Here is a 21,972-nt window from a genome sequence, read left to right as displayed (position 1 = left end):
TTTATTGACTGGCAAGTCAATAAAAACCTCAGGGTGGATCAACCCCCGATTTAGTCACATCCAAGCAGCCGGTGCCGCTAGAATTTCGTCGCCGGTGCGGCGGGTGTGATCTGGCGTTTCAGCATCGCTTCGCGCCAAGTGATAAAGGTGACAGAGCCGAGGATCACGGCACCGCCAAGAACGACCCAGATATCAATGGGTTCGGCAAAAGCGATCGCCCCAAGTGCCGTCGCCCATACCAGCTGCAGGAAGGTCACGGGCTGGGTCACCGTCAGGGGTGCAGCAGCAAAGGCGAGCGTCATCGTGTAGTGACCTGCAGTTGCAAAGCAGGCGACAGCGGCAAGAATTCCGACCTCCTCCCATGTGGGGGTAATCCAAGATGCCAGCGCAAAGGGGGCCAGAAACAGCGTCACAAACAGCGACATCATCGCCACGACAACCGAGGGGCGCACCTCGTCCGCGAGCACTTTGGCCAGTAAATATGCCCCGCCAAACACCACCGCCGCGATCAGCATAGCGAAATGCCCACCAGTCAGTTCCCGAAACCCCGGCCGCAGGATGATCGCGGCCCCGACCAACCCGAGCACAACCGCAATAATCCGGCGCAGCGCAAGCGTTTCGCCCAAAAACAGCGCGGCCCCGACGGTAACATAAATGGGCGCGAGATAGTTCATCGCCGTTACCTCGGCGATAGAGATGCGGGTCATCGCGTAGAACCACAAGATCACCCCGATCGCGTGCAACCCGCCCCGAACACTAAAAAGCGCCCATTGCCGGCGCGACAGCTTGGCCGCGCGCAGCGCCCCGATGGCGGGAAGCAGGAACACCAGACCAAAGCCGTAGCGGATAAAAGCAGCCTCTGAGGATGGCAGGCGCGGCCCCATATGCTTGACCAAAGCGGTCACACAGATGAAACAAAGGCCGGTCACGACCATCCAGAAGATACCGGTGACGGGGCTTTGGGGATGTGCAGTTTTCATCTGCGCAACATTCCGCAATGCTTCGGCAAGAGCAAGGTCACATCAGCAGAAGTTTCAACGCAATGGCCCACATTGTCAGGGCGATGACGCCGTCCAGTATCTGCCAGCTGCGCGGCTTGCTGAAGAATGGCCCCAACAGCCGCGCGCCATAGCCGAGAGAAAAGAAGAAGAAAAAGCTCGAACTGACCGCCCCCAGCCCAAAGGCAAAGCGGTTGTCATATTGCGCAGCGATCGATCCCAGCAGCACGACCGTATCCAGATAAACATGCGGGTTCAGCCATGTCAGCGCCAATAGTGTCAGGATCGTGCGGCGCAGGCTGGTCGGCGCGGTGCCATCGACCGACAGCGCATGCCCCCCCTGCCACGCAGACCATGCATTCTGGAAGCCGTACCAGATCAAGAACGCCGCGCCGCCAAAGCGCATGACCGCCTCAAACCACGGCACCGCCACAGCCAGCGCGCCAAATCCCGCCACCCCCGCCGCGATCAACACGGCATCGGATAGGGCGCAGGTCAGGCAAACCCAGAAAACATGCTGCAGCCGCAACCCTTGACGCAACACAAAAGCATTCTGCGCGCCGATGGCCAAAATCAAGGTTAGACCAAGCGCAAAGCCGGGGAAAAAGGCGGTCATGTCTGGCAGGCTCCGTCGGGTATTTGGGGTGGTATCGGCAGGATGCGGCACCGCCGTTCACCAAAAAGTAAAACCTTCCCCCGCGGCAACCCCAATTTTATTATTGCGGCCGCGAAACATTTGCGTGATTGGGCCCGTTACTACTAGCGAACCACAGATAGAGCGCCTATCTGACCCCTCTAAGACAACCAAGGAATACTGTCATGTTCGACAATAAACAGAAGCTGGAAATCAGCCAAGATGAATTGGCGCTCATCGAAGCAGCCCTGCACACGCAATCCAAGATCCTGAGCGTTCAGGCAAGCGCAGGCGGCTCCAAGGCGTTGGGCCGTTTGAACGAAGTCAAGCGCGTGCTGTCAGCCATTGCGCAACAGCGTGCCCCCGAAACGAGAACTAAACCCGCATGGGGTGGTCTGTTTCGTATGGCGCGCCTTCTGGGGTAAATTTCGGCCCAAGCGCTGATTAAAAAAAACCGCCCAGCTGGCAAGCCAGGGGCGGTTTTTTTATGTCTCTAAAGTCGTGGTGACCGGTGCCTGCATAAGCTAACCCCGCGCCCCGACTGATGTCAGAGGCGGGGCGCGCTGCTTACAGCTGCTCCATCACCTCGTCAGAGGCTTCGAAGTTCGTCGTGACGCGTTGCACGTCATCGTCGTCTTCCAAGGCGTCGATCAGCTTCATCAGCTTCTCCATCCCCTCGAGGTCCATCTCGGTCGTGGTGGTCGGACGCCATACCATCTTGGTGCTGTCGGATTCGCCGAGCTCGGCTTCGAGAGCGCTGCTCACCTCGTTGAGGTCGGTGTCCATGCACCAGATCACATGCCCCTCGTCCGAGCTTTCAACGTCTTCGGCACCGGCTTCGATCGCGGCCATCATGACCGTATCGGCATCGCCTACGCTGGCGGGATAGGTGATCTCTCCCTTGCGGTCGAACATAAAGCCGACGCTGCCTGTCTCGCCCAGATTGCCGCCGTTCTTGGTGAACGTGGAACGTACGGTCGACGCGGTGCGGTTGCGGTTATCGGTCATCGCCTCGACGATCACTGCGACACCATTGGGGCCGTAGCCTTCATAGCGGATTTCTTCGTAATCCTCGCTCTCGCCGCCCACGGCTTTCTTGATCGCGCGATCGATGTTGTCCTTGGGCATGGACTGGCCCTTGGCCTCCTTCACCGCAAGGCGCAGACGCGGGTTCTTGTCCGGGTCGGGTTCGCCCATCTTCGCCGCGATGGTGATTTCCTTGGAGAGCTTTGAAAACACCTTGGCGCGCAGTTTGTCCTGACGGCCCTTACGGTGCTGGATATTTGCCCATTTTGAGTGACCTGCCATGGTGACCTCATATGCTAAAATTCAGTGTTGGCCCTCTATACGGCAGCCTAGGCACCTGAACAAGCCACCGCGCACGCGGCCCCCCGTGGCAGCGTTTGGGGCAGACAGCCTGTGGTGCGGCTGCTAGTGCTGCAAGCGCAGTTCACCCAAGGTATGCCGAAATGACCACTGACCAAATTATTCTGTTTACGCTATTTGCCGCCGTGTTCGGCATGCTGCTGTGGGGGCGTTTTCGCTATGACCTTGTGGCCTTTTCCGCGCTGATGGTCGCGGTGGTGCTGGGGGTCGTTGAGAGCAAGGATGCCTTTGCCGGCTTTGGTCACCCTGCGACGCTGGTGGTGGCACTGGTGTTGATCGTATCGGCGGGATTGACGCGGTCGGGGGCGGTGCTGCTGATCACCCGCACGCTGGTCGATGCCTCGCGCAGTTTGGGCGGGCATATTACCCTGATGGGGGTGATCGGCGGGGTGCTATCGGCCTTTATGAACAACGTCGCCGCACTGGCGTTGCTGATGCCGGTAGACATCCAGACCGCCCGCAAGGCGGGGCGATCACCGGGGTTAAGCCTGATGCCACTGAGCTTTGCCACGATCCTTGGCGGGATGGCGACGCTGATCGGGACGCCGCCCAACATCATCATCGCCTCGATCCGGCAGGAATCCCTTGGGGAACCGTTTCGCATGTTCGACTTTGCCCCCGTGGGCGGGATTGCGGCGGCGGCGGGGCTGGCCTTTGTCGCGCTGATCGGCTGGCGCTTCATTCCGCAACGCGAAAACAACGTATTGGGCCCCGAAGACCTGTCCCCCTATCTGGCAGAGCTTACGATCCCCGAAGGCAACGCCCAAGTTGGCAAACGTCTGGCCGAACTTCAGGATGTCGCCGATAAGGCTGATGTCGCCATGCTGGGGGTGATCCGCGACGGCAAGCGCCGCTACGGCCAATCGCGCAACCTGCCCCTGCGCGCGGGCGATGCGCTGGTGCTTGAGGCCACGCCGGATGCGCTCGACGAGTTTCGCAGCACGCTGGATTTGCACGTCGCCGACGCCGACCGCGAGGACCGGCTGCACGCCGATGGCGAAGGCGTCGAGATCATCGAGGTCGTGGTCACCAGCGATTCCCGTATGAATGGCCGTTCTGCACAGGCAGTTGGCCTGTCGTGGCGGCAGCGCTCTGTGCTGCTGGGGGTGTCGCGGCGCGGCAAACGTATTACCTCTCAGCTGCGCAAGACCGAGTTGCAGGTGGGCGACATTTTGCTGTTGCTGGTACCCCGCGATACCGCCTCGCATGTGGTCGAATGGCTGGGCGTGCTGCCATTGGCCGACCGCGGGCTGGCGGTGACCGAAAACCACAAGGTATGGCTTGCCATTGGCCTGTTCGCCGGCGCGGTGACGGCGGCGAGCTTTGGGTTGATCTATCTGCCTGTGGCCTTGGGGCTGGTGGTGATCGCCTATGTGCTGGCGCGGATCGTTCCGCTGTCGGAACTTTACACCCATATTGAATGGCCAGTCGTCGTCCTGCTGGGGTCGATGATCCCGCTGGGGGCGGCACTGGAAAGCTCTGGCGGGACGGAGCTGATTGCCGGTGCGCTGGTCGGATTGACCCAAGGGATGCCCGCGTGGGTGGTGCTGACCGTGTTGATGCTGGTCACGATGACCCTGTCGGACGTGCTGAACAACACCGCCACCACCATCGTTGCCGCCCCTGTAGGCATCCAGATGGCGCAAAGCCTTGATGTATCGCCCGACCCCTTCCTGATGGCGGTCGCCGTCGCGGCTTCAAGCGCGTTTCTGACGCCCATTGGACATAAGAACAACACGCTGATCCTTGGGCCCGGGGGCTATAGCTTTGGCGATTACTGGCGCATGGGGCTGCCGCTTGAGATCATCGTCGTGGCGGTATCTATTCCGGCCATTCTGGTGTTCTGGCCACTTTAGGGCGCAGGGCAAGTGAAGGAGCCGGGGGCCAGCCCCCGGACCCCCGGGATTTAATCCATTTGGAAGCGCGGGCTGTGCGCTACCAGAACAACGGGATCATCAGGGAGACGAGCAACGACATCGACAGGTTCAAGGGGATACCGATGCGCATGAAGTCGGTGAAACGGTAGCCGCCCGGACCGTAGACCAGCGTGTTCGTCTGGTAGCCAATGGGTGTCGCAAAGGCGCAAGACGCTGCGATCATGACCGCGACCACCAAGGGGCGCGGGTCCATGCCAAGCGCGGACCCGAGGCTGATGGCAATCGGCGTCATGATCACTGCCACCGCGTTGTTCGACACGATTTCTGTCAACGTTGTCGTCAGCAGGAACACCGCAAAGATCACATAGAAGGGTGACAGCGTGCCAAGGAACGGTGCGATATTATCAACGATCAGGCTGATCGCACCGGAGTTTTGCAACCCTGCCCCGATGGCGAGCATCGAGAAAATCAGCGCAAGCAAGCGGCCGTCGACAAAGCTGAAGGCCTCCTCGGCGTCGATGCAGCCTGTGACCAGCACCAGGGCCACGGCCAGCACCGCCAGCAGCAGGATCGGCGCGATGTTAAGAGCGGCCAGCACCACGATACCCACCAGTGCAGCGATGGCGATCGGGGCGTGCCCACGCCGGAATGCGCGGGCTGAAGGCTGCGATACATCGACCATATCCATATCTGCGGCAAGACGCTGGATATCCTCCATCGCGCCCTCGAGCAGCAGCGTGTCACCGACTTTGACGATAAGATCATCGAGCTGGCGGCCGATGTTCTGGTTCCGGCGGTGCACCGCCAGAGGGTACACGCCATAGCGCCGCCGCAGACGCAGCGCCCCCAGCGTGCGGCCCACCATTTTGCAGCCCGGTGTAATCAGCACCTCTACGGTAGAGGTTTCAACGGCGGAAACCTGATCGACACGTTTCAGTTCCTTATTGGCCTGAAGGCTCAGGAGTTCCGTCATCTGGGTCCGCAGAACCACACGGTCACCAACCCGCAGTTCGACACTGGCAAGATCGCGGCGCAAGGATTGGTCGCCGCGCACCACGTCGATCAGCCGCACGCCTTCGCGTTTAAAGAGCTGCACATCCAGCACCTCGCGTCCGATCAGGTTGGAGTCCGGCGGAATCACGGCTTCGGTGAAGAACTTCATCTTGGATCGGTCCGACAGCATATTCGCCATACTGTCACGCGCAGGGAGCAGCTTGGGCGCGAAGACAGCCATATAGATCAGCCCCCATGCGCAGACCACCAGACCGATGGGCATGATTTCAAAGATGCCAAACGGCTCTAGCCCCTGAGACCGCGCGACACCGTCCACCAGAAGGTTAGTCGATGTCCCGATCAGTGTCAGCGAACCGCCCATGATTGCCGCATAGCTAAGCGGGATCAGCAGCTTAGAAGCTTTGGTGCCGAGCGTCTGGCTCAGCTGCACCACGACCGGAATCATCACCACCACCACGGGCGTGTTGTTCATCACCGCAGAGGCCGCCATCACGGCCACGATCACGCCGACCACTGCCGACTTGGGGTGGGTCTTGGCGTAGCGTTCGGCCATCCGCGTCAGGACATCCAGCGCGCCCGTGCGCACCAACGCGCCCATCACGATAAACATCGCGGCAATGGTCCAAGGGGCCGAGTTCTGCAACACCGCCTGCGCATCATCATAGGGTAAGATGCCAAGCGCCAGCATGACGGCCGCCCCCGATAGCGCCACGACCTCGGTCGGGAGGGATTCGCGCAGGAACATGACGAACATGATCACAACAACGGTCAACGCCAGGATTGCAGAGGTGCTATCCGACAGGTTTAGAAAGTCCATTCAGGTATATCCGGCCTTGGGCAAAGGAAAATCAGACTGCAGTTTCGTCGATTGCTTCGTCCACGGCAAGCGCCGCCTTGGGGCAACTGTCAGATGCCCCTGCCCTGCGCTATTCCGGATACGGGTCTGTCATCCCCCGCAGCATGGCGGTTATGGGGCGCTTTGCTGCAGCTTGCCGCCTTGACGCACGGGCACGATGCGCGTCGCCTTGCCGGTGCGGTCGTCCGTCTCGATATAGACGCCGGACAGGGTCGCCTCTTCGTTGGCGGGGGTGAACCGGTCCTTGGGCATGCCCGTGATAAACCGGCGCAGGGGTTCGGTTTTTTCCATCCCGATGACCGAATGATAGTCGCCGGTCATGCCAGCATCCGTCAAATAGGCTGTCCCGCCGGGCAGGATCATCGCGTCAGAGGTCGGCACATGGGTATGCGTGCCCACAACAAGGCTGGCGCGGCCATCGCACCAATGCCCCATCGCCATCTTTTCGGATGTAGCTTCGCAATGCATATCGACAATCACCGCAGAGGCCATGCCCCCCAGCGGATGGGTTTTGAGCACGGGTTCGAGCGCCGAAAACGGATCGTCAAAGGGGCGTTTCATGAAGACCTGACCAAGCGCTTGCGTCACCAGCACCTTGCGCCCGTTCTGGGCGGTGAACAACCGTGCGCCTTTACCCGGTGCGTTTTTGGAAAAATTCAGGGGACGGATGACGCGCGGTTCTTGTTCGATAAAGCTCAGCATGTCTTTTTGATCGAACGCGTGGTCGCCCAGGGTCAGGCAATCTGCGCCCGCGTCCAGGAGCGCTTTGGCGTGGCTGCCAGACAGCCCCATGCCAGAGGTGGCGTTTTCACCGTTCACCACGACAAAATCGAGCTTCCATTCCGTCCGCAAACGGGAAAGGTTTTCGCTGATTGCGCGGCGGCCCGCGCGGCCCATGACATCGCCGAGGAAGAGTATTTTCATACCCCCAGCGTTAGGCTGCGCAGCGCCCGAGGGCAAGGGGCGACGCTGGAGTTTTTGCGCTTGTGCCGGTCGGGCTAGCCGATCTCGATCACGCCCGTCTCTGTCACGATCAGATCAAGCGGCTGGTCTGTGGGTTCAAGCGGCAGATCGTCAACCTCTTGTCCCGCAAAAGAAAATCCGATCGCCAAGGTCGCGCGCCGCGCGCGCAGCTGTTCAAGCGTGCGGTCGTAAAACCCGCCGCCATACCCCAGACGCCCGCCAGAGCGGTTGAACGCCAGCAGCGGCACGATCACAATCTCGGGGTCGAAAAAGTCATCTAAAGCGGGGATTGGCGCCCCAAATACACCGTCCACCAGCGCGGTCTCGGACGTCCAGCGCGAAAATCGCAAGGGTTGCGCCGGCCCCATGATCACCGGCACGCCCACGGGCCCATGCGCTGCCGCTTCGGCCAGGGCCGGGCGCGGGTCGATCTCTGTGCGGATGGGTAGAAAGCCGGACAGCGGCACGCCACGATACCCAGCCAGCACTTCGCTTAGATACCCCGCCTGAGCGGCGTTTGCCGTATCAAACAGCGGCTTGCGACGGGCGAAAGCAGCCTTGCGTGCCGCAGCTTTGGTCGCAATCATATCCATCACAGCAAAACCGCAGCGGCCAGCCCGAGAAAGGCAAAAAAGCCCACGACATCCGTCACTGTGGTCACGAAAGCCCCAGAGGCAAGCGCGGGATCGACGCCGAACCGTTCAAGCAGGATCGGGATGCCCGTCCCTGCCAGTCCCGCCACGACCATATTGATGACCATCGCGGTCGCTATCACATACCCGAGGGCGGGCGAACCGAACCACAAGAGGCCAACGACCCCCATGATGATGGCGAAAATCAAGCCGTTCACGAGGCCCACCAGACATTCACGACGGATCACGCGCCAGACATTCGATCCGGTCAAATCGCGGGTCGCAATGGCGCGCACGGCGACGGTCAAACTTTGAGTGCCTGCATTGCCGCCCATAGAGGCGACGATGGGCATCAAAACCGCCAGCGCGACGATCTGCGTAATCGCGGCCTCGAACTGCGAAATCACCATCGACGCTGCGATCGCGGTCAAAAGGTTCACTGCAAGCCAAGGCAAACGCTGCTTTGTCGTTTCTATCACGCGGTCGGACAGAGAGCCCTCCCCGACACCGGCAAGCCGCAGAATGTCTTCTTCGTGTTCCTCGTCGAGCACGGACATGGCGTCATCAATGGTGATCACACCGATCAGACGGCCTTCGTCGTCGACAACCGGGGCCGAAATGAGGTGGTACTGGTTGAACGCATAGGCCACATCGCCTTCGTCACGTAAGGCGGGGATGACCTGAAACGTGTCTTCTAGAATATCACGCATCGGCGTGGCGCGCTTGGACCGCATCAGTTTGCCCAACGTGACATTACCCACCGGATGTAGACGCGGATCGACCATAACAATGTGATAGAACTGGTCAGGCAGGTCTTCTTCGGGGGTGGCGCGCAGGTGGTCGATCACCTCGCCCACCGTCCAATGCTCCGGTGCCATCACGACCTCGCGCTGCATCAAACGACCGGCCGAGTATTCAGGATAGTTCAGCGCCTGCTCAACCGCGACCCGGTCGGCATCTTCCAAGGCACCCAGAATGGTTTCGGCCTGCGCATCCTCAAGGTCTTCGATGAGGTCGACAACATCATCGCTGTCCATGTCGCGTACAGCATCCGACAACACTTCGGGCGTCAAAATGGCAATGACTTCTTCGCGGATCGATTCGTCGAGCTCAGACAGGATTTCACCATCGAACTCACGGTCATAAAGCCGGATCAGCTTGGTCCGCTCGAACGCGCTGATCTGTTCCAGAAGGTCGGCGATATCGGCCGCATGCAGCGGTTCCATCAGCTCTGTCAGCTTGGCGGCGTCGTCGATTTCCACCGCATAAAGGATGGACGCCACAGCCTTTTTGTTCAGCCGGTATGCCTCGGCTTCGTCCTCAGCATCGGGGGAGAGTTCAAGTTCCTGCGCGTCGTCAACCATAGCTGCCCCCACTTACGAATTTGTGCAGACCATATGCGGGGCAAAGCGCGGATACAATGGCGCGGAACCGTACCCAAACGGATTGTGGCCGCTGCGGGCTGGGGTTAGACAAGCCGCATGAAAACACAAACACTCCTCCTTGGCCAAACGCTCCGTTTTACGGGCAATCCCCTCTCTGACCCGTGGGAGGATACAGTCCGTATCGATAGCGACGGCGCGGTTCTGATTGAGGGCGCGCATATCAAGGCCGTGGGCCGCGCCGGCGATCTGCGCAAGGCACATCCGCAAGCAACGGTCAAAGACTACGGCGACCGGCTGATCTGCCCGGGATTTGTGGACGCCCATGTACACTACCCCCAAACCGCAATCATCGCGAGCTGGGGAAAACGGCTCATTGACTGGCTCAACACCTACACCTTCCCCGAGGAAATGCGCCTGTGCGATCCCGCATATGCCCGCGATATCGCCGGGCGCTATCTGGACCTGACACTGGCCAACGGTACCACCACAGTATGCTCCTTCGCCACCATCGCCCCCACCAGCGTCGACGCCATATTCGAGGCGGCGGCAGCGCGTGGCCAAAGGATCGTAGCGGGCAAGACCTGCATGGACCGCAACGCACCCGAAGGGCTGCGCGACACCGCGCAATCCGCCTATGATGACAGCAAGGCACTCATTGACCGCTGGCACGACAAGGGCCGCGCCAGCTATGCGATCACGCCGCGGTTCACGCCCACGTCGACGCCCGAACAGCTGGCGGCACTCGGGGCGCTTTGGTCGGAACGCCCCGCCTGCCTGATGCAGACGCACCTGAGCGAACAGGTCGACGAAATTGCCTGGGTCAAAGACCTTGTGCCTCATGCCCGCGATTATCTGGACACCTACGAAGAACACGGGCTGGTGCGTGACCGCGCGGTCTTTGGTCACGCGATCCATCTGACCCCGCGCGAGGTCGACCGCCTTGCCGATAGCGGCGCATCCGTTGTGCATTGCCCGACATCGAATACCTTTATCGGATCAGGTTTGTTCGACATGGCGCAGATCGCGGCGCGGCGCATCCCCATCGGTTTGGCGACAGACACCGGCGGCGGATCATCCTTTTCCATGTTGCGCACGATGGCCGCAGCTTATGAAATCGGTCAGCTGCGCGGCACCCCCACCCACGCGGCACAGCTGATGTGGTTGGCAACAGCTGGCTCTGCCCGCAGCCTCCACCTGCACGATAAGATCGGCACGCTCGGCGAAGGATACGAGGCTGACATCACGATCCTTGACCTCGCCTCTACCCCAGCGATCAAGCAGCGAAGCGAGAATGCCCAAAACACCTGGGACCAGCTTTTCGCGACCATCATGATGGGCGACGACCGTGCGATCGATGATGTCTGGGTTAACGGGGTGCGGCGGGGCTAGCGCCACACTCGGTCGCTTCATTTTGCCCCTGAAACTCCCCGCGGCGCGTCCCGCACGAACAACAGGCAGCGCCGCCACGGGTCTATCCTAGCAGGGCGCAGCCAAGACCATCGCCCAAATGCGGTCTGGGCCCTGAAACAGGCCAAAGGCGCGCGCATTGCTGTTCATCATGTTGCGGAAATGCGGTGGTGACTGCGCCCATCCCTGCATCACCTGCGCCAGTTCACGCTGACCCTTGGCAAGGTTTTCAGCGACATAGCACCAGTGATACCCCTGCGCGCGCGCCCGGTCGCCAACACCCGAGCCATCCAGACCGCTATGAGCGAAATACCCGTGCCGGGCCATGTCCAGCGCATGGGCGCGCGCTGCAGCTTCCAAGCTGAATGAATAAGTTAACGGCGCGACGCCCTCTCGTGCGCGCATCGCATTCAGCATCTTTACCGATAGCGGGTCTGCCGCGGCAGAGCAGATCGCAGCAACGATCATCACAATCGCCATGCCAAGCTGTCTAGCAATACGTATTATCAAACCACCCTCGTTCCGCAGCGCTTATACAAACGGACTTCCTTCATAAACTCGCGCCGCCAAATGCGGTATCAAAGAGTATCGCGAAGGGCCCGCGCCAGTTGGTTCTGCCGCGCGATTTGCGCGGGCAAGTCTATGGTCACAACCTGCCCGTCCCTTACCACCCTGCGCCCTTCGACCAGTAAGTCTCGGACAGAAGTTGGTCCGGCAAGCAACAACGCGGCCGGATCCCAGCTGCCCGCGCTTGCAATCCCGCTGACATCCCAAATGGCAATATCCGCACGCCCACCGACGGCGATCCGCCCGCATTCGGGCCGCCCTAGAATATCCGCCCCGCCGCGCGTCGCTATCTCTAGCGCCTCACGTGCACTCATGGCGTTGGCCCCGCCCGAGACCCGTTGCAGCAGCATAGCTTGCCGGGCTTCGGCCACGAGATTTCCTGCGTCATTGCTGGCCGACCCGTCGACCCCAAGACCCACCGGCACGCCTGCATCCCGCATGGCCCGAACGGGAGCTATCCCCGACCCCAAGCGGCAATTCGAACAGGGGCAATGCGCAACGCCTGTTTTGGTCTGCGCAAACAGCGCGATTTCGCTGGGGTCAAGTTCGACGCAATGTGCATGCCAGACATCGGGACCGACCCAACCCAGATCTTGCGCATATTGTCCGGGGCGACACCCAAACCGCGCCAGCGAATAGGCAACATCTTCGGCGTTTTCGGCAAGATGGGTATGAAGCATGACACCCTTGTCCCGTGCCAACAGCGCCGCATCGCGCATCAACTCCCTACTCACAGAGAAAGGTGAGCAAGGCGCGATCCCAACACGGCACATAGAGGATGCCGCCCCGTCATGGAAACCGTCGATCAGCCGTATGCAATCCTCCAGTATCGCCGCCTCACGCTCGACCAAAGCATCAGGCGGCAAGCCGCCGTCGCTTTCCCCGATGCTCATCGCGCCGCGCGTTGGCTGAAACCGCATCCCCAGTTCTGCTGCAGCATGGATCGTATCTTCCAGCCGGCTGCCATTGGGATACATATAGAGATGATCCGAACTTAATGTGCACCCCGACAAGGCAAGTTCGGCCAGCCCGACCTGCGCCGAAACAAACATATGATCCGGCGTGAAACGCGCCCAGATGGGGTAGAGCGTCTTCAACCATCCAAACAGCAGCGCGTCCTGACCACCTGGCACTGCCCGCGTCAGGCTTTGATAGAGGTGGTGATGGGTATTCACCAATCCAGGCGTCACAACACACCCTGATGCTTCAATCACCTCCCCCTCGGTTGACAGGTTATGTCCTACCGCTGCAATGACACCATCGGCCAACAGGACATCAGCCGCGACCAATTCGCGACGCGTGTCATCCATAGTAACAAGATGATCAGCGTTGCGTATCAGCAGTTCGGTCATAGCGGACAATTCTTAAGGAACTCTAAAGCTTCGGCGTGTATTTCGCTATTGGCTGCCGCAATTGCACGGCCGCCGTTATGAGCCGGGCCACCGTCCCAATCCGTCACGATACCGCCCGCCGCCTGCACCACAGCAATAGGTGCTTGAATATCATAGGGTTGCAGCGAGGCTTCTATGACCAGATCGACCTGACCTGAAGCCACCAAAGCATAGGCATAGCAATCCATCCCAAAACGCGTCAGCCGCGCATGTTGTGAAACTTTGGCAAAGGCCGCACCTTCAGGGGCCGAGCCGACTTCGGGAAATGTCGTGAAAACGGTGGCTTGGGCCAAGGGCCGAGGGCTTCGCGTTTGCAAGGCGTACGCCCCCGACGGCCCCATGACCTCGGCCCGTTCGCCATACCCTAAAAAACGCTCGCGGATATAGGGTTGGTCGATGATACCGAAAAACGGGCCGTTCGCATCGCTGAGCGCGATCAACACGCCCCAAGTGGGCGTACCGGATACAAACCCACGGGTTCCGTCGATCGGGTCCAGTACCCAGGTTAGTCCGGAAGTTCCTTCGGTGGATCCGTATTCCTCGCCCAAAATTGCGTCGTCTGGCCGTTCGCGCTCTAGAATCTCGCGCATTGCCCGTTCGGCAGCTCGATCAGCTTCCGTAACCGGATCATAGCCAATTTGAAACTTATTGTCCGCAAGCAGATCAGGTTGTCGAAAATGGGGGAGTATTGCCGTACGCGCTGCATCAGCCAGTAGATGACCCACACGAAGTATATCGGGATCCGAATGCAAGTTCTGTATCATGGCTACCGATCTGACACTTTCGCCAGATCCTTGCAAGATAACAGTTTGCGTTAGCGATTAAGCAACATCACTCAGCACACGCGCCAATTCGAATAACCGCCGACGCTGGTTTTCTGGGATGGCATAATAGGAGCGGATGAGGTCCATCGCTTCTTTATCCCCGACCAGATCAGCAGGTATGTTTTCCAGCCCTTTCTCGGTCTGAGGTTTTTCCGCCTCTAGCCCCTCGAAGAAATGGGCCACATCGACATTCAGAGCAAAGGCAATATCCCAGAGCCTAGAGGCGCTGACGCGGTTTGCGCCTGTCTCATACTTCTGGATCTGCTGAAACTTTATGCCAACAAGCTCTGCCAGGCGCTGCTGGGTCATGCCGGTCAACCAACGGCGCTGTCGTATCCGCTGGCCAACATGAACATCTACTTTGTGAGGCATCACGATCTTCTTTCTAATTCAGCGCCCATAATTTCGACGCTTGCAATTGTAGTATTGAGGAAGTGACCAATTCACGTGGTCCTTTCCGACAAAACGTGCTAGTTACAAATCTCATCGCTATGCGCAAATAAAATGAAAATGGACATACGTTCAGTTATCATCTCATTTAACCGCAACACCCAATCACGCGTTGATTGAGTGAATGAATTACCCCTTATACGAGAAGTAAACCTAGCGGGCGAAATGTAGATTGCATATGATCTTGGCCAATCATGCACCTGTAGCTTTGCGGCATCCTTGGTTATTATTCCCCTTCAGTGACCCTGCCCTGCTTATGCACGAAACAGATTCGGTTACATATCAACACCGTAGCTCACCCTGCATGTGACACTTTGACATCGCACGGTAGTACGCGGTCTTTCGCTCACAGCAAAAATTATTCGCGTCAATCGCAGTGGGAACGAAAACGTTACAAAAAGTGCGAGAGCTGCGGTCGGCGAGAATCATCGGTTTCATTGACTGAAGATTGCACCACAAACCTTAATACATGGTGTAGGGTTACGACATCTGCCGAAACGGCCCATCCTAATGCCGTCACACTCCCAATCTAGCGCCCGCGTTAGGTAAATGTGCACAAATGTTCTATAGACAGCATTCAGAGCACGACAGAAGTCGCTAGGATTAATCCTTTATCGCAAGACATCGCCCAGTTGCGCGGCATTTGGCAAAGCACCGCGTCGAACTTACGCTACCTTGCGTATTTGAGTGTGAAAGCACTTGAAAACAATGGCGTGGATGCCGATATTTGACACAATACCGAGGTCGGAAAACCGACTTTGCAACACGTCTATTATTTGGAGGATATTCATGGCTGACGTGAACACAATCCGGTCCGCTGCCGGATCCCGCGCCGCCGCTATCGATGAAGGGCTGCGCACCCATATGAACAAGGTGTATGGCACCATGTCTATCGGCATGTTGATCACCTTTGCAGCGGCTTGGGCCATCTCTGGCCTCGCTGTTACGACGGATCCCTCGGCCGCAGCGGCGCAGATCGGCCCTGACAAGTACCTGACGGCCTTAGGGGCTGCGTTGTACACGTCGCCTTTGAAATGGGTCGTGATGCTTGCTCCGCTCGCCTTTGTGTTCGGACTTAGCGCTGCGATGAACAAGATCTCGGCTGCGACTGCACAAACGCTGTTTTATGCCTTTGCTGCGGTTATGGGCGTCTCGATCAGTTCGATTTTCCTGGTCTTCACCGGATATTCGATCATTCAGATCTTCCTCGTCACCTCTATTGCGTTCGCTAGCCTTTCGCTCTGGGGGTACACCACCAAAAAGGACATTTCTGGCTGGGGAAGCTTCCTTATTATGGGGGTGATTGGTCTGGTGGTCGCGTCGATCGTGAACATCTTCCTTGCCTCGCCTGCACTGGTCTTTGCGATTTCGGCCATTGGCGTTCTGATTTTTGCTGGTCTTACCGCTTATGACACCCAAAATATCAAGAACACCTACTTGGCCCATGCGCACCACGGCGATCAGGAGTGGCTGCAAAAATCCGGTATCATGGGTGCCCTGAGCCTATACCTGAACTTCATCAACATGTTCATGATGTTACTTCAGCTTTTCGGCAACCGCGAGTAAAACACGCTGTCCGCCCTGTTTCGGCAGACGTGAAAAATAACGCCCACCGACTTTCGAGCCGGTGGGCGTTTTTTTTTGTCTTGGGTAGGGGGTCTCTTTCGCAACTGAAAACAGGTCTGGCCGAACAATTCATCGTACGTTCAGACCGAGATACTTAGGTAAGACACTACCTAGAACGGATGGTCCGGTCGCTTTTTAGGGATCTTCGCCGCTGCACTTTACGGCGCGTCGCAACCCTACACCGCCACATTAAAGATCTGGCCCAGCCCAGCGGTCACCGCCATCGCAAGCGCCCCCCAGACCACGGCGCGGATAATAGCAGCCCTCATGGGTGCCCCCCCGAGCCGGGCACCGCCGCCACCAAGTAAAATCAGCGCGAGCACGGCAGTCAGGGCAATTGGCCATAGCCCCTGCCCCTCGGGCGCACAGAGCGCGGCGAGCAGAGGGAAGGCCCCACCAAGGGCAAAGGCAAGGGCCGATGCACCTGCGGCCTGTAGCGGGTTTGCCTGTCCTGCCAAGCCGAACATGCCAAGCTCTTCGCGCGCATGCGCCCCCAGGGCGTCATGGTCCGTCATCTGCGCCGCAACCTCAACGGCAAGCGCGGCATCGACACCGCGGCTCTCCAACCCTTCGGCCAGCTCTTCCAGCTCGTAGTCGGGGTCTTCTTCCAGAGCGACGCGTTCACGCTCTAGATCAGCGGCCTCCACATCGGCCTGCGCCGAAACGGATACATATTCCCCTGCCGCCATCGACAAGGCCCCGGCCGTCAATCCGGCGAAACCGGTTAGGGCGATATTGCCCGTCTCCATCCCTGCCGAGGTGACGCCGACCAAAAGGCTCGAGATTGACACGATTCCATCATTTGCCCCCAAGACGGCGGCGCGCAGCCAGTTGCTGCGGTTGATGTAATGGCCTTCCTTGGGCATGACCCGCCTCCTTGCGCTCAAACGCGACACAGGCCCGCAGCGACAGGCCTGTTCAACTGTCCGGGGTATAGAAACGCAAAAGGCCGCGCACTAGGCGCGGCCCTCATATCGCGTCGACAGTAAGATCTTACTTGATCTTGCCTTCTTTGTATTCAACGTGCTTGCGAATAACGGGGTCGTACTTCTTGATGACCATTTTCTCGGTCATGGTACGTGCGTTTTTCTTAGTGACGTAAAAATGGCCTGTGCCCGCGGACGAGTTCAGACGGATCTTGATCGTGGTTGGCTTCGCCATAGTCGTTCTCCTGCAACGACGAGCCGGCCGCCGTTCGACCGCTCGTGAAATCCTGAGTTTTGGGTTCTAGTCACGCCTGCGCCTGAGTCAACCGCTATTTCGAACTCACGGCCCAAACGAACCGTAAAAATTGATATTTTCCGGCATTCCCACCCCGAAATAAGGAGAGCTGGCCCGTAAATATGCGCGGAAGGCCTATAAGCCGGATTTTGTCCCCGCTTTACAACGGGGGATGACCATTCCTCTGACCACACAGTTACCTGCATGGCTACAGCTGCCAACCCGGACCTGCTGGGGCAGAAGTAGCCCCGCCTTGCCTTTTGCCAGACACGGCGCGCGGTCCCTATTTGGCATTGCTCCCGGTGGGGCTTGCCTTGCCAGAGATGTTACCACCTCCGCGGTGCGCTCTTACCGCACCGTTTCACCCTTACCTCTCCGGTGGTATCGGTTGCCCGACCCGTCAAAGCGGCGGTCTATTTTCTGTGGCGCTATCCGTCGGGTTACCCCGCCCGGGCGTTACCCGGCACCGTTTCTTCTGGGAGTCCGGACTTTCCTCGACCTTGTTGCCAAGACCGCGGCCATCCAGCCTTCCGCGCGCTGCACGCCTAGCGCCTAAATTCGGGTGGGGTCAATGTGTTTCGCCAGACGGATGCCTTCGGCGAGGATTTTTAACCATTTGGAAACGGGTGTGATGCTACAGATTATGCCCAAGGACCATATCATCAGCGCAAAGTGGCCCCTTGCGCCAAGGTGCAAAGCGCAGGCGTGTGCTTTGCAACAAAAGGTCTATGTCATGCGTGGCCGTGTAGCCCGCCGCACGTGCTGCTGAGACAAAGGCATCGACCGTAGGATCGGCAGTCGCGCGCTGGCTGTTTCCTTTTCCGGCGAGGTTCTGTCGTGCCAGACGGGGCCAGTCGAACCGTGGGCCGGGGTCTACCTTGCGCCCAGGAGCCATATCGGAATGGCCTATGACCCCTTCTGGCAGGATCGCCCAACGGTCCATGATGCCACGCAGTAACGTCTCGAGCATGGCCATCTGCGGTTCGGGAAACGGGTGAGAGCCCCGATTATCGAGCTCGATCCCAATGGAGCGGGAATTGATGTCAGAGTGCCCCCGCCACTCTCCGGCTCCCGCATGCCAGGCACGCTGATCCTCTGGCACCAGCGGCACCGTGTCGCCCGTCATGGTGATGAGGTAATGGGCCGAAACTTCGGCCTCGGGGTCACAAAGGCGCGCACAGGCGGCTTCGGCGCTGTCCATTGCGGTATAGTGCAACACGATCAAAGAGGGCCGCAGCCCGTTCCGGCGCGGCCCATGATTCGGAGATTTACAGTGCAGCGGCGTGCCAACCATCAGCCCTAGCCCTGCACCCCTTTGCGGTAGGGGCTTGGATCCCAGTTGCAGGCATATCCATCGCCGTCAGGGTCCATGCCATCGCGGTCTTTGGTAGGCCCGCCAGCGCTCAGAAAGGCGATCTGCGCTTGATCGGGGTGTGAATACTGTGCGCAGGCCCGCGCGAACTTGCGTTCTTTGTTGAACCCGCGACGGGTATATTGCGCGGTGCCAACGGCATGGGAATTCTGCAATGCGTAGGCTACGATATTAGGGCCGGCGTCGGCGCGATCCGGAAGCGCCTCGGGCTGCACCACACGGTATTGCGCACGATTGGCCGCGATGCGGGCCGCATCCCCTTCGATACTGCGCTCATCGGCCACCGCGTCAAAGTTGTTCTCTTGCGATATCCCCCCTGCCCCCAGCACCGGTGGCGCAGGGTTCGACGGGCTGGCGTTGACCGGTGCCACGCCCGAATTGGTCGCGGCATCGTTGCCCAGACCACCGGGGCGCGTGGCATCCAGAATACGCGCCGTTGCAGCTGCCGTAGCGGCGGGGGAGCCGTCATTGACGGCATCCAGCGGCGTGGCATCTACAGTGGCTGGTGCCGGCATACTTGCCACCGCCCCGCCTGCCAGTGCCGTATCCCGCTGCGCTTGCGCGGAATCGAATGAACCGTCGAAACCGACGCCCCGTCCACTGTCGGGGACCGCGGGTTGGCAGGCCGAGAGGGCGAGCCCCAAGGCTGCAACAATTGAACAACGTATCATCATCGGACCTGCTTTATCTGCTCTGGTTTATCGGCGGGGGTTTACCACCATTTTTGCGGCTTGGCTACAAAGCCGGCCGCCTGCTCTAGCGCATAGGCGGTAGACAGTAGATCGGCCTCTTCCCATGGGCGACCAATCAGTTGCAAACCAAGGGGCAGCCCTTTGTCGCTGATACCGGTCGGCAGCGCGATGCCAGGCAGCCCCGCGAGGTTCACGGTGACCGTAAAGACGTCGTTCAGATACATCGCCACCGGATCGGCATCCGTCATCTCGCCCAGCCCAAAGGCCGCCGACGGCGTGGTCGGTGTCAGGATGCTGTCGATACCTGCTGCAAATACGTCTTCGAAATCTTTCTTGATCAAGGTACGGACCTTGCGTGCCCGATTGTAATAAGCGTCGTAGAACCCCGCGCTTAGCACATAGGTACCGACCATAACCCGGCGCTGCACCTCGGCCCCGAACCCTTCGGCGCGGGTCTTTTCATACATTTCTGTGATGCCGTCGCCGTGGTCCAGTTTGGCGCGGTGGCCATAGCGCACCCCGTCATAGCGGGCGAGGTTCGACGAGGCTTCCGCCGGCGCGATCACGTAATAGGCAGGCAAAGCGTATTTCGTGTGCGGCAAGGAAATATCGACGATCTCGGCCCCGGCATCGCGCAGCATGGCAATACCGTCCTGCCACAGTTTATCGATCTCTGCGGGGATGCCATCAATGCGGTATTCGCGCGGGATACCGATCTTTTTGCCCCGAATGTCACCCGTCAGCGCCGCTTCGAAATCGGGCACGGCCAGCTCGGCAGAGGTGCTGTCTTTGGCGTCATACCCGGCCATAGCGCCCAACATGATTGCCGCGTCGCGTACGGTTTTGGTCATTGGCCCCGCTTGATCCAGCGAAGAGGCAAACGCCACAATGCCCCAGCGGGAACAGCGCCCATAGGTCGGCTTGATCCCGACGGTGCCGGTAAAGGCCGCAGGCTGGCGGATGGAACCGCCCGTATCGGTGCCGGTTGCCGCCAGACACAGGTCGGCTGCTACAGCCGCCGCCGACCCGCCCGAAGACCCGCCGGGCGTCAGCGCAGTGTCATCGCCGGACCGCCGCCAAGGGTTCACAGCATTGCCATAAACGGAGGTTTCATTCGACGAGCCCATCGCGAATTCATCCATGTTGAGCTTGCCCAACATCACCGCGCCACTATCCAGCAGGTTTTGCGACACGGTGCTCTCATACTCGGGCACGAAGCCTTCAAGGATCCGCGACGCGGCCTGCGACGGCACACCTTTGGTGCAGAACAGGTCCTTGATGCCGATTGGCAAACCACACATCGCAGGCGCATCACCGGATTTGATCCGCGCATCTGCCGCCTTGGCCTGATCCATCGCAAGATCACCGGTGTGGTGCACGAATGCATTCAGCGCGCCCGCGCCTTCGATGGCGGTCAAACATGCGCCGGTTAGCTCGGCCGAGGTCACGTCGCCTTTGCGCAGCGCGTCACGTGCTTCGGCAAGGCCCAGTTTGTTCAAATCAGCCATTATTCAACCACCTTCGGAACCGCAAAAAATCCTTCACGCGCATCGGGCGCATTGGCCAGCACTTTGGCCTGCTGGTCGCCATCGCGCACCACGTCCTCGCGCTTTTTCAACACCTGAGGTGTTACGGATGTCATCGGCTCTACCCCGTCGACATCGACTTCGTTCAGCTGCTCGATAAAGCCGAGGATATTGTTGAACTCTTGCGCCAGCGCGGGCAAGGCGTCGGGTTCGACCTTGATGCGGGCCAGTTTCGCCACCCGTGCGGCTGTGGACTCGTCAATGGACATGGGCGCTCCTTCATCTGATTGGGTGCCGTTTATCGCCCCCTGCCCGCCCCCGCAAGTCTGGCCACTGCTTCTAGCCCTTGATCGCGCCGGTTGATCCTTCATTTTGCCAAATAAACTCCAGCCGGAGGCTCCCCATAGCACAAACACGCGCTACAGTCCGCGAAAGACACCACATAAAGGGAGACCAAAATGGATATCATCTGGCTAGGCCACGGCAGCTTTCGCATCGAGATCGAGGATCAGATTCTGCTGATCGACCCTTGGCTCACCGGCAACCCGATGCTGGACGACGCGCAGCACGATGCCGCACTGTCCGGCGTGACGCAAATCCTGGTGACCCACGGGCATTTCGACCACACCCAAGACCTCAAGATGGTCGCGGAAAAAACCGGTGCACCGGTTGCGGGCATGGTTGAACTGATGGGGTATTTCGGCGCGCAAGGCGTGGAAAACACCACGGGCTTCAACAAAGGCGGCACGATCCGCTGCGGCAAGGTTGACGTGACGATGGTGCCGGCGTCGCATTCCTCTTCGGTCGATGGGGACGCGGGTCCGGTCTATATGGGGGCTGAAATCGGCTTTATGATCAGGGGCGAAGGTCACACGGTCTATGTGTCGGGCGATACCGATATTATGGCGGATATGGATTGGATGGGCGACTACCACAAACCCGACATCGGCATCCTGAGCGCGGGCGGACATTTCACTATGGATATGGCCGGCGCGGCCTATGCGGCCAAGCGGTATTTCGACTTCAAAACCGTGATCCCCTGCCACTACCGCACCTTTGACGCGCTAGAGCAATCGGCTCGGGTGCTGGTCGACGGTTTGCCCGGCGTGGACGTGATCGAGCCCGAAGTGCTCAAGGCCATCACGCTATAG

The 21,972-nt window shown here is 59.5% G+C and carries 22 protein-coding genes and 1 other RNA gene; 5 read left to right on the top strand and 18 right to left on the bottom strand.

Annotation, left to right across the window (positions count from 1 at the left end; translation table 11 throughout):
- Nucleotides 1-77: 77 nt before the first annotated feature.
- Both ACVBAU_RS06730 and ACVBAU_RS06725 read right to left on the bottom strand, forming a co-directional pair.
- Nucleotides 78-980: a DMT family transporter gene (locus ACVBAU_RS06730; protein ID WP_448328639.1), complete on the bottom strand. Its 903-nt coding sequence runs from the start codon at nucleotides 978-980 to the stop codon at nucleotides 78-80.
- A gap of 37 nt (nucleotides 981-1,017) precedes the next feature.
- Complete coding sequence (locus ACVBAU_RS06725; RefSeq protein WP_448328637.1) at nucleotides 1,018-1,614, bottom strand: LysE/ArgO family amino acid transporter; 597 nt, start codon at nucleotides 1,612-1,614, stop codon at nucleotides 1,018-1,020.
- Between the two features lie 203 nt (nucleotides 1,615-1,817).
- On the opposite strand from ACVBAU_RS06725, the gene ACVBAU_RS06720 reads away from it, so the two are divergent.
- Complete coding sequence (locus tag ACVBAU_RS06720) at nucleotides 1,818-2,057, top strand: hypothetical protein (RefSeq protein WP_138923871.1); 240 nt, start codon at nucleotides 1,818-1,820, stop codon at nucleotides 2,055-2,057.
- Between the two features lie 142 nt (nucleotides 2,058-2,199).
- Here ACVBAU_RS06720 and ACVBAU_RS06715 read toward each other — a convergent pair whose 3' ends face one another.
- On the bottom strand, nucleotides 2,200-2,940 hold the full coding sequence (locus ACVBAU_RS06715) for a YebC/PmpR family DNA-binding transcriptional regulator (protein ID WP_448328635.1): 741 nt from the start codon (nucleotides 2,938-2,940) through the stop codon (nucleotides 2,200-2,202).
- A 161-nt stretch (nucleotides 2,941-3,101) separates the two neighbouring features.
- Here ACVBAU_RS06715 and ACVBAU_RS06710 point away from each other — a divergent pair, with 161 nt between their 5' ends.
- Complete coding sequence (locus ACVBAU_RS06710; protein WP_138923873.1) at nucleotides 3,102-4,874, top strand: SLC13 family permease; 1,773 nt, start codon at nucleotides 3,102-3,104, stop codon at nucleotides 4,872-4,874.
- A gap of 79 nt (nucleotides 4,875-4,953) precedes the next feature.
- Here the strand turns inward: ACVBAU_RS06710 and ACVBAU_RS06705 are convergent, their stop codons facing one another.
- The 4 genes from ACVBAU_RS06705 to mgtE form a co-directional block, all read right to left on the bottom strand.
- A complete protein-coding gene (locus ACVBAU_RS06705) occupies nucleotides 4,954-6,726 on the bottom strand; it encodes an SLC13 family permease (RefSeq protein WP_138923874.1) in 1,773 nt (590 codons plus the stop codon).
- A gap of 150 nt (nucleotides 6,727-6,876) precedes the next feature.
- Entirely contained in the window at nucleotides 6,877-7,689 is an 813-nt protein-coding gene (locus ACVBAU_RS06700; protein WP_093733825.1) for a TIGR00282 family metallophosphoesterase, read from the bottom strand.
- Between the two features lie 74 nt (nucleotides 7,690-7,763).
- Entirely contained in the window at nucleotides 7,764-8,321 is a 558-nt protein-coding gene (locus ACVBAU_RS06695; RefSeq protein ID WP_448328633.1) for a 5-formyltetrahydrofolate cyclo-ligase, read from the bottom strand.
- Entirely contained in the window at nucleotides 8,321-9,724 is a 1,404-nt protein-coding gene (mgtE, locus tag ACVBAU_RS06690; RefSeq protein ID WP_138923877.1) for a magnesium transporter, read from the bottom strand. Before mgtE ends, ACVBAU_RS06695 begins: the two co-directional genes overlap by 1 nt.
- A gap of 117 nt (nucleotides 9,725-9,841) precedes the next feature.
- On the opposite strand from mgtE, the gene guaD reads away from it, so the two are divergent.
- Nucleotides 9,842-11,134: a guanine deaminase gene (guaD, locus tag ACVBAU_RS06685; RefSeq protein ID WP_448328631.1), complete on the top strand. Its 1,293-nt coding sequence runs from the start codon at nucleotides 9,842-9,844 to the stop codon at nucleotides 11,132-11,134.
- Nucleotides 11,135-11,221: 87 nt separating this feature from the next.
- On the opposite strand, the gene ACVBAU_RS06680 is transcribed toward guaD, so the two are convergent.
- From ACVBAU_RS06680 to ACVBAU_RS06665, 4 genes are all read right to left on the bottom strand, one after another.
- A complete protein-coding gene (locus tag ACVBAU_RS06680; RefSeq protein ID WP_448328629.1) occupies nucleotides 11,222-11,632 on the bottom strand; it encodes a CAP domain-containing protein in 411 nt (136 codons plus the stop codon).
- 98 nt (nucleotides 11,633-11,730) lie between these two features.
- The gene (locus ACVBAU_RS06675; protein ID WP_448328627.1) at nucleotides 11,731-13,071 is read right to left on the bottom strand and encodes an 8-oxoguanine deaminase; all 1,341 of its coding nucleotides are present in this window, start codon (nucleotides 13,069-13,071) and stop codon (nucleotides 11,731-11,733) included.
- Nucleotides 13,068-13,874 carry a histidinol-phosphatase gene (hisN, locus tag ACVBAU_RS06670; protein WP_171048922.1) on the bottom strand — a complete coding sequence of 269 codons (807 nt, stop codon included), beginning with the start codon at nucleotides 13,872-13,874 and terminating at the stop codon, nucleotides 13,068-13,070. Before hisN ends, ACVBAU_RS06675 begins: the two co-directional genes overlap by 4 nt.
- A 57-nt stretch (nucleotides 13,875-13,931) precedes the next feature.
- On the bottom strand, nucleotides 13,932-14,306 hold the full coding sequence (locus ACVBAU_RS06665) for a helix-turn-helix domain-containing protein (protein ID WP_448328625.1): 375 nt from the start codon (nucleotides 14,304-14,306) through the stop codon (nucleotides 13,932-13,934).
- An 867-nt stretch (nucleotides 14,307-15,173) separates the two neighbouring features.
- Here ACVBAU_RS06665 and ACVBAU_RS06660 point away from each other — a divergent pair.
- Nucleotides 15,174-15,950: a Bax inhibitor-1/YccA family protein gene (locus ACVBAU_RS06660; protein ID WP_138923882.1), complete on the top strand. Its 777-nt coding sequence runs from the start codon at nucleotides 15,174-15,176 to the stop codon at nucleotides 15,948-15,950.
- A 236-nt stretch (nucleotides 15,951-16,186) separates the two neighbouring features.
- On the opposite strand, the gene ACVBAU_RS06655 is transcribed toward ACVBAU_RS06660, so the two are convergent.
- From ACVBAU_RS06655 to gatC, 7 genes are all read right to left on the bottom strand, one after another.
- Entirely contained in the window at nucleotides 16,187-16,876 is a 690-nt protein-coding gene (locus ACVBAU_RS06655; RefSeq protein WP_335745150.1) for a VIT1/CCC1 transporter family protein, read from the bottom strand.
- A 127-nt stretch (nucleotides 16,877-17,003) separates the two neighbouring features.
- Nucleotides 17,004-17,171: a 50S ribosomal protein L33 gene (gene rpmG, locus ACVBAU_RS06650; RefSeq protein ID WP_005852281.1), complete on the bottom strand. Its 168-nt coding sequence runs from the start codon at nucleotides 17,169-17,171 to the stop codon at nucleotides 17,004-17,006.
- Nucleotides 17,172-17,353: 182 nt separating this feature from the next.
- Nucleotides 17,354-17,765, bottom strand: an RNA gene (rnpB, locus tag ACVBAU_RS06645) — RNase P RNA component class A.
- 100 nt (nucleotides 17,766-17,865) lie between these two features.
- Nucleotides 17,866-18,525: an N-acetylmuramoyl-L-alanine amidase gene (locus ACVBAU_RS06640; RefSeq protein WP_448328622.1), complete on the bottom strand. Its 660-nt coding sequence runs from the start codon at nucleotides 18,523-18,525 to the stop codon at nucleotides 17,866-17,868.
- A 5-nt stretch (nucleotides 18,526-18,530) separates the two neighbouring features.
- Nucleotides 18,531-19,277: a hypothetical protein gene (locus ACVBAU_RS06635; RefSeq protein WP_138923885.1), complete on the bottom strand. Its 747-nt coding sequence runs from the start codon at nucleotides 19,275-19,277 to the stop codon at nucleotides 18,531-18,533.
- A 38-nt stretch (nucleotides 19,278-19,315) separates the two neighbouring features.
- Nucleotides 19,316-20,803 carry an Asp-tRNA(Asn)/Glu-tRNA(Gln) amidotransferase subunit GatA gene (gene gatA, locus ACVBAU_RS06630; RefSeq protein WP_335745152.1) on the bottom strand — a complete coding sequence of 496 codons (1,488 nt, stop codon included), beginning with the start codon at nucleotides 20,801-20,803 and terminating at the stop codon, nucleotides 19,316-19,318.
- Nucleotides 20,803-21,090, bottom strand: coding sequence for an Asp-tRNA(Asn)/Glu-tRNA(Gln) amidotransferase subunit GatC (gatC, locus tag ACVBAU_RS06625; RefSeq protein WP_005852277.1), 288 nt, complete (start codon nucleotides 21,088-21,090; stop codon nucleotides 20,803-20,805). Before gatC ends, gatA begins: the two co-directional genes overlap by 1 nt.
- A 189-nt stretch (nucleotides 21,091-21,279) precedes the next feature.
- Here gatC and ACVBAU_RS06620 point away from each other — a divergent pair, with 189 nt between their 5' ends.
- Nucleotides 21,280-21,972 (top strand): metal-dependent hydrolase, encoded by a 693-nt coding sequence (locus tag ACVBAU_RS06620; protein ID WP_448328619.1) that lies wholly within the window; start codon nucleotides 21,280-21,282, stop codon nucleotides 21,970-21,972.

This window comes from Sulfitobacter sp. M13 (assembly GCF_053474885.1).
Note: the sequence above shows the minus strand (reverse complement) of the source record. Positions and strands in the feature narration are given on the sequence as shown.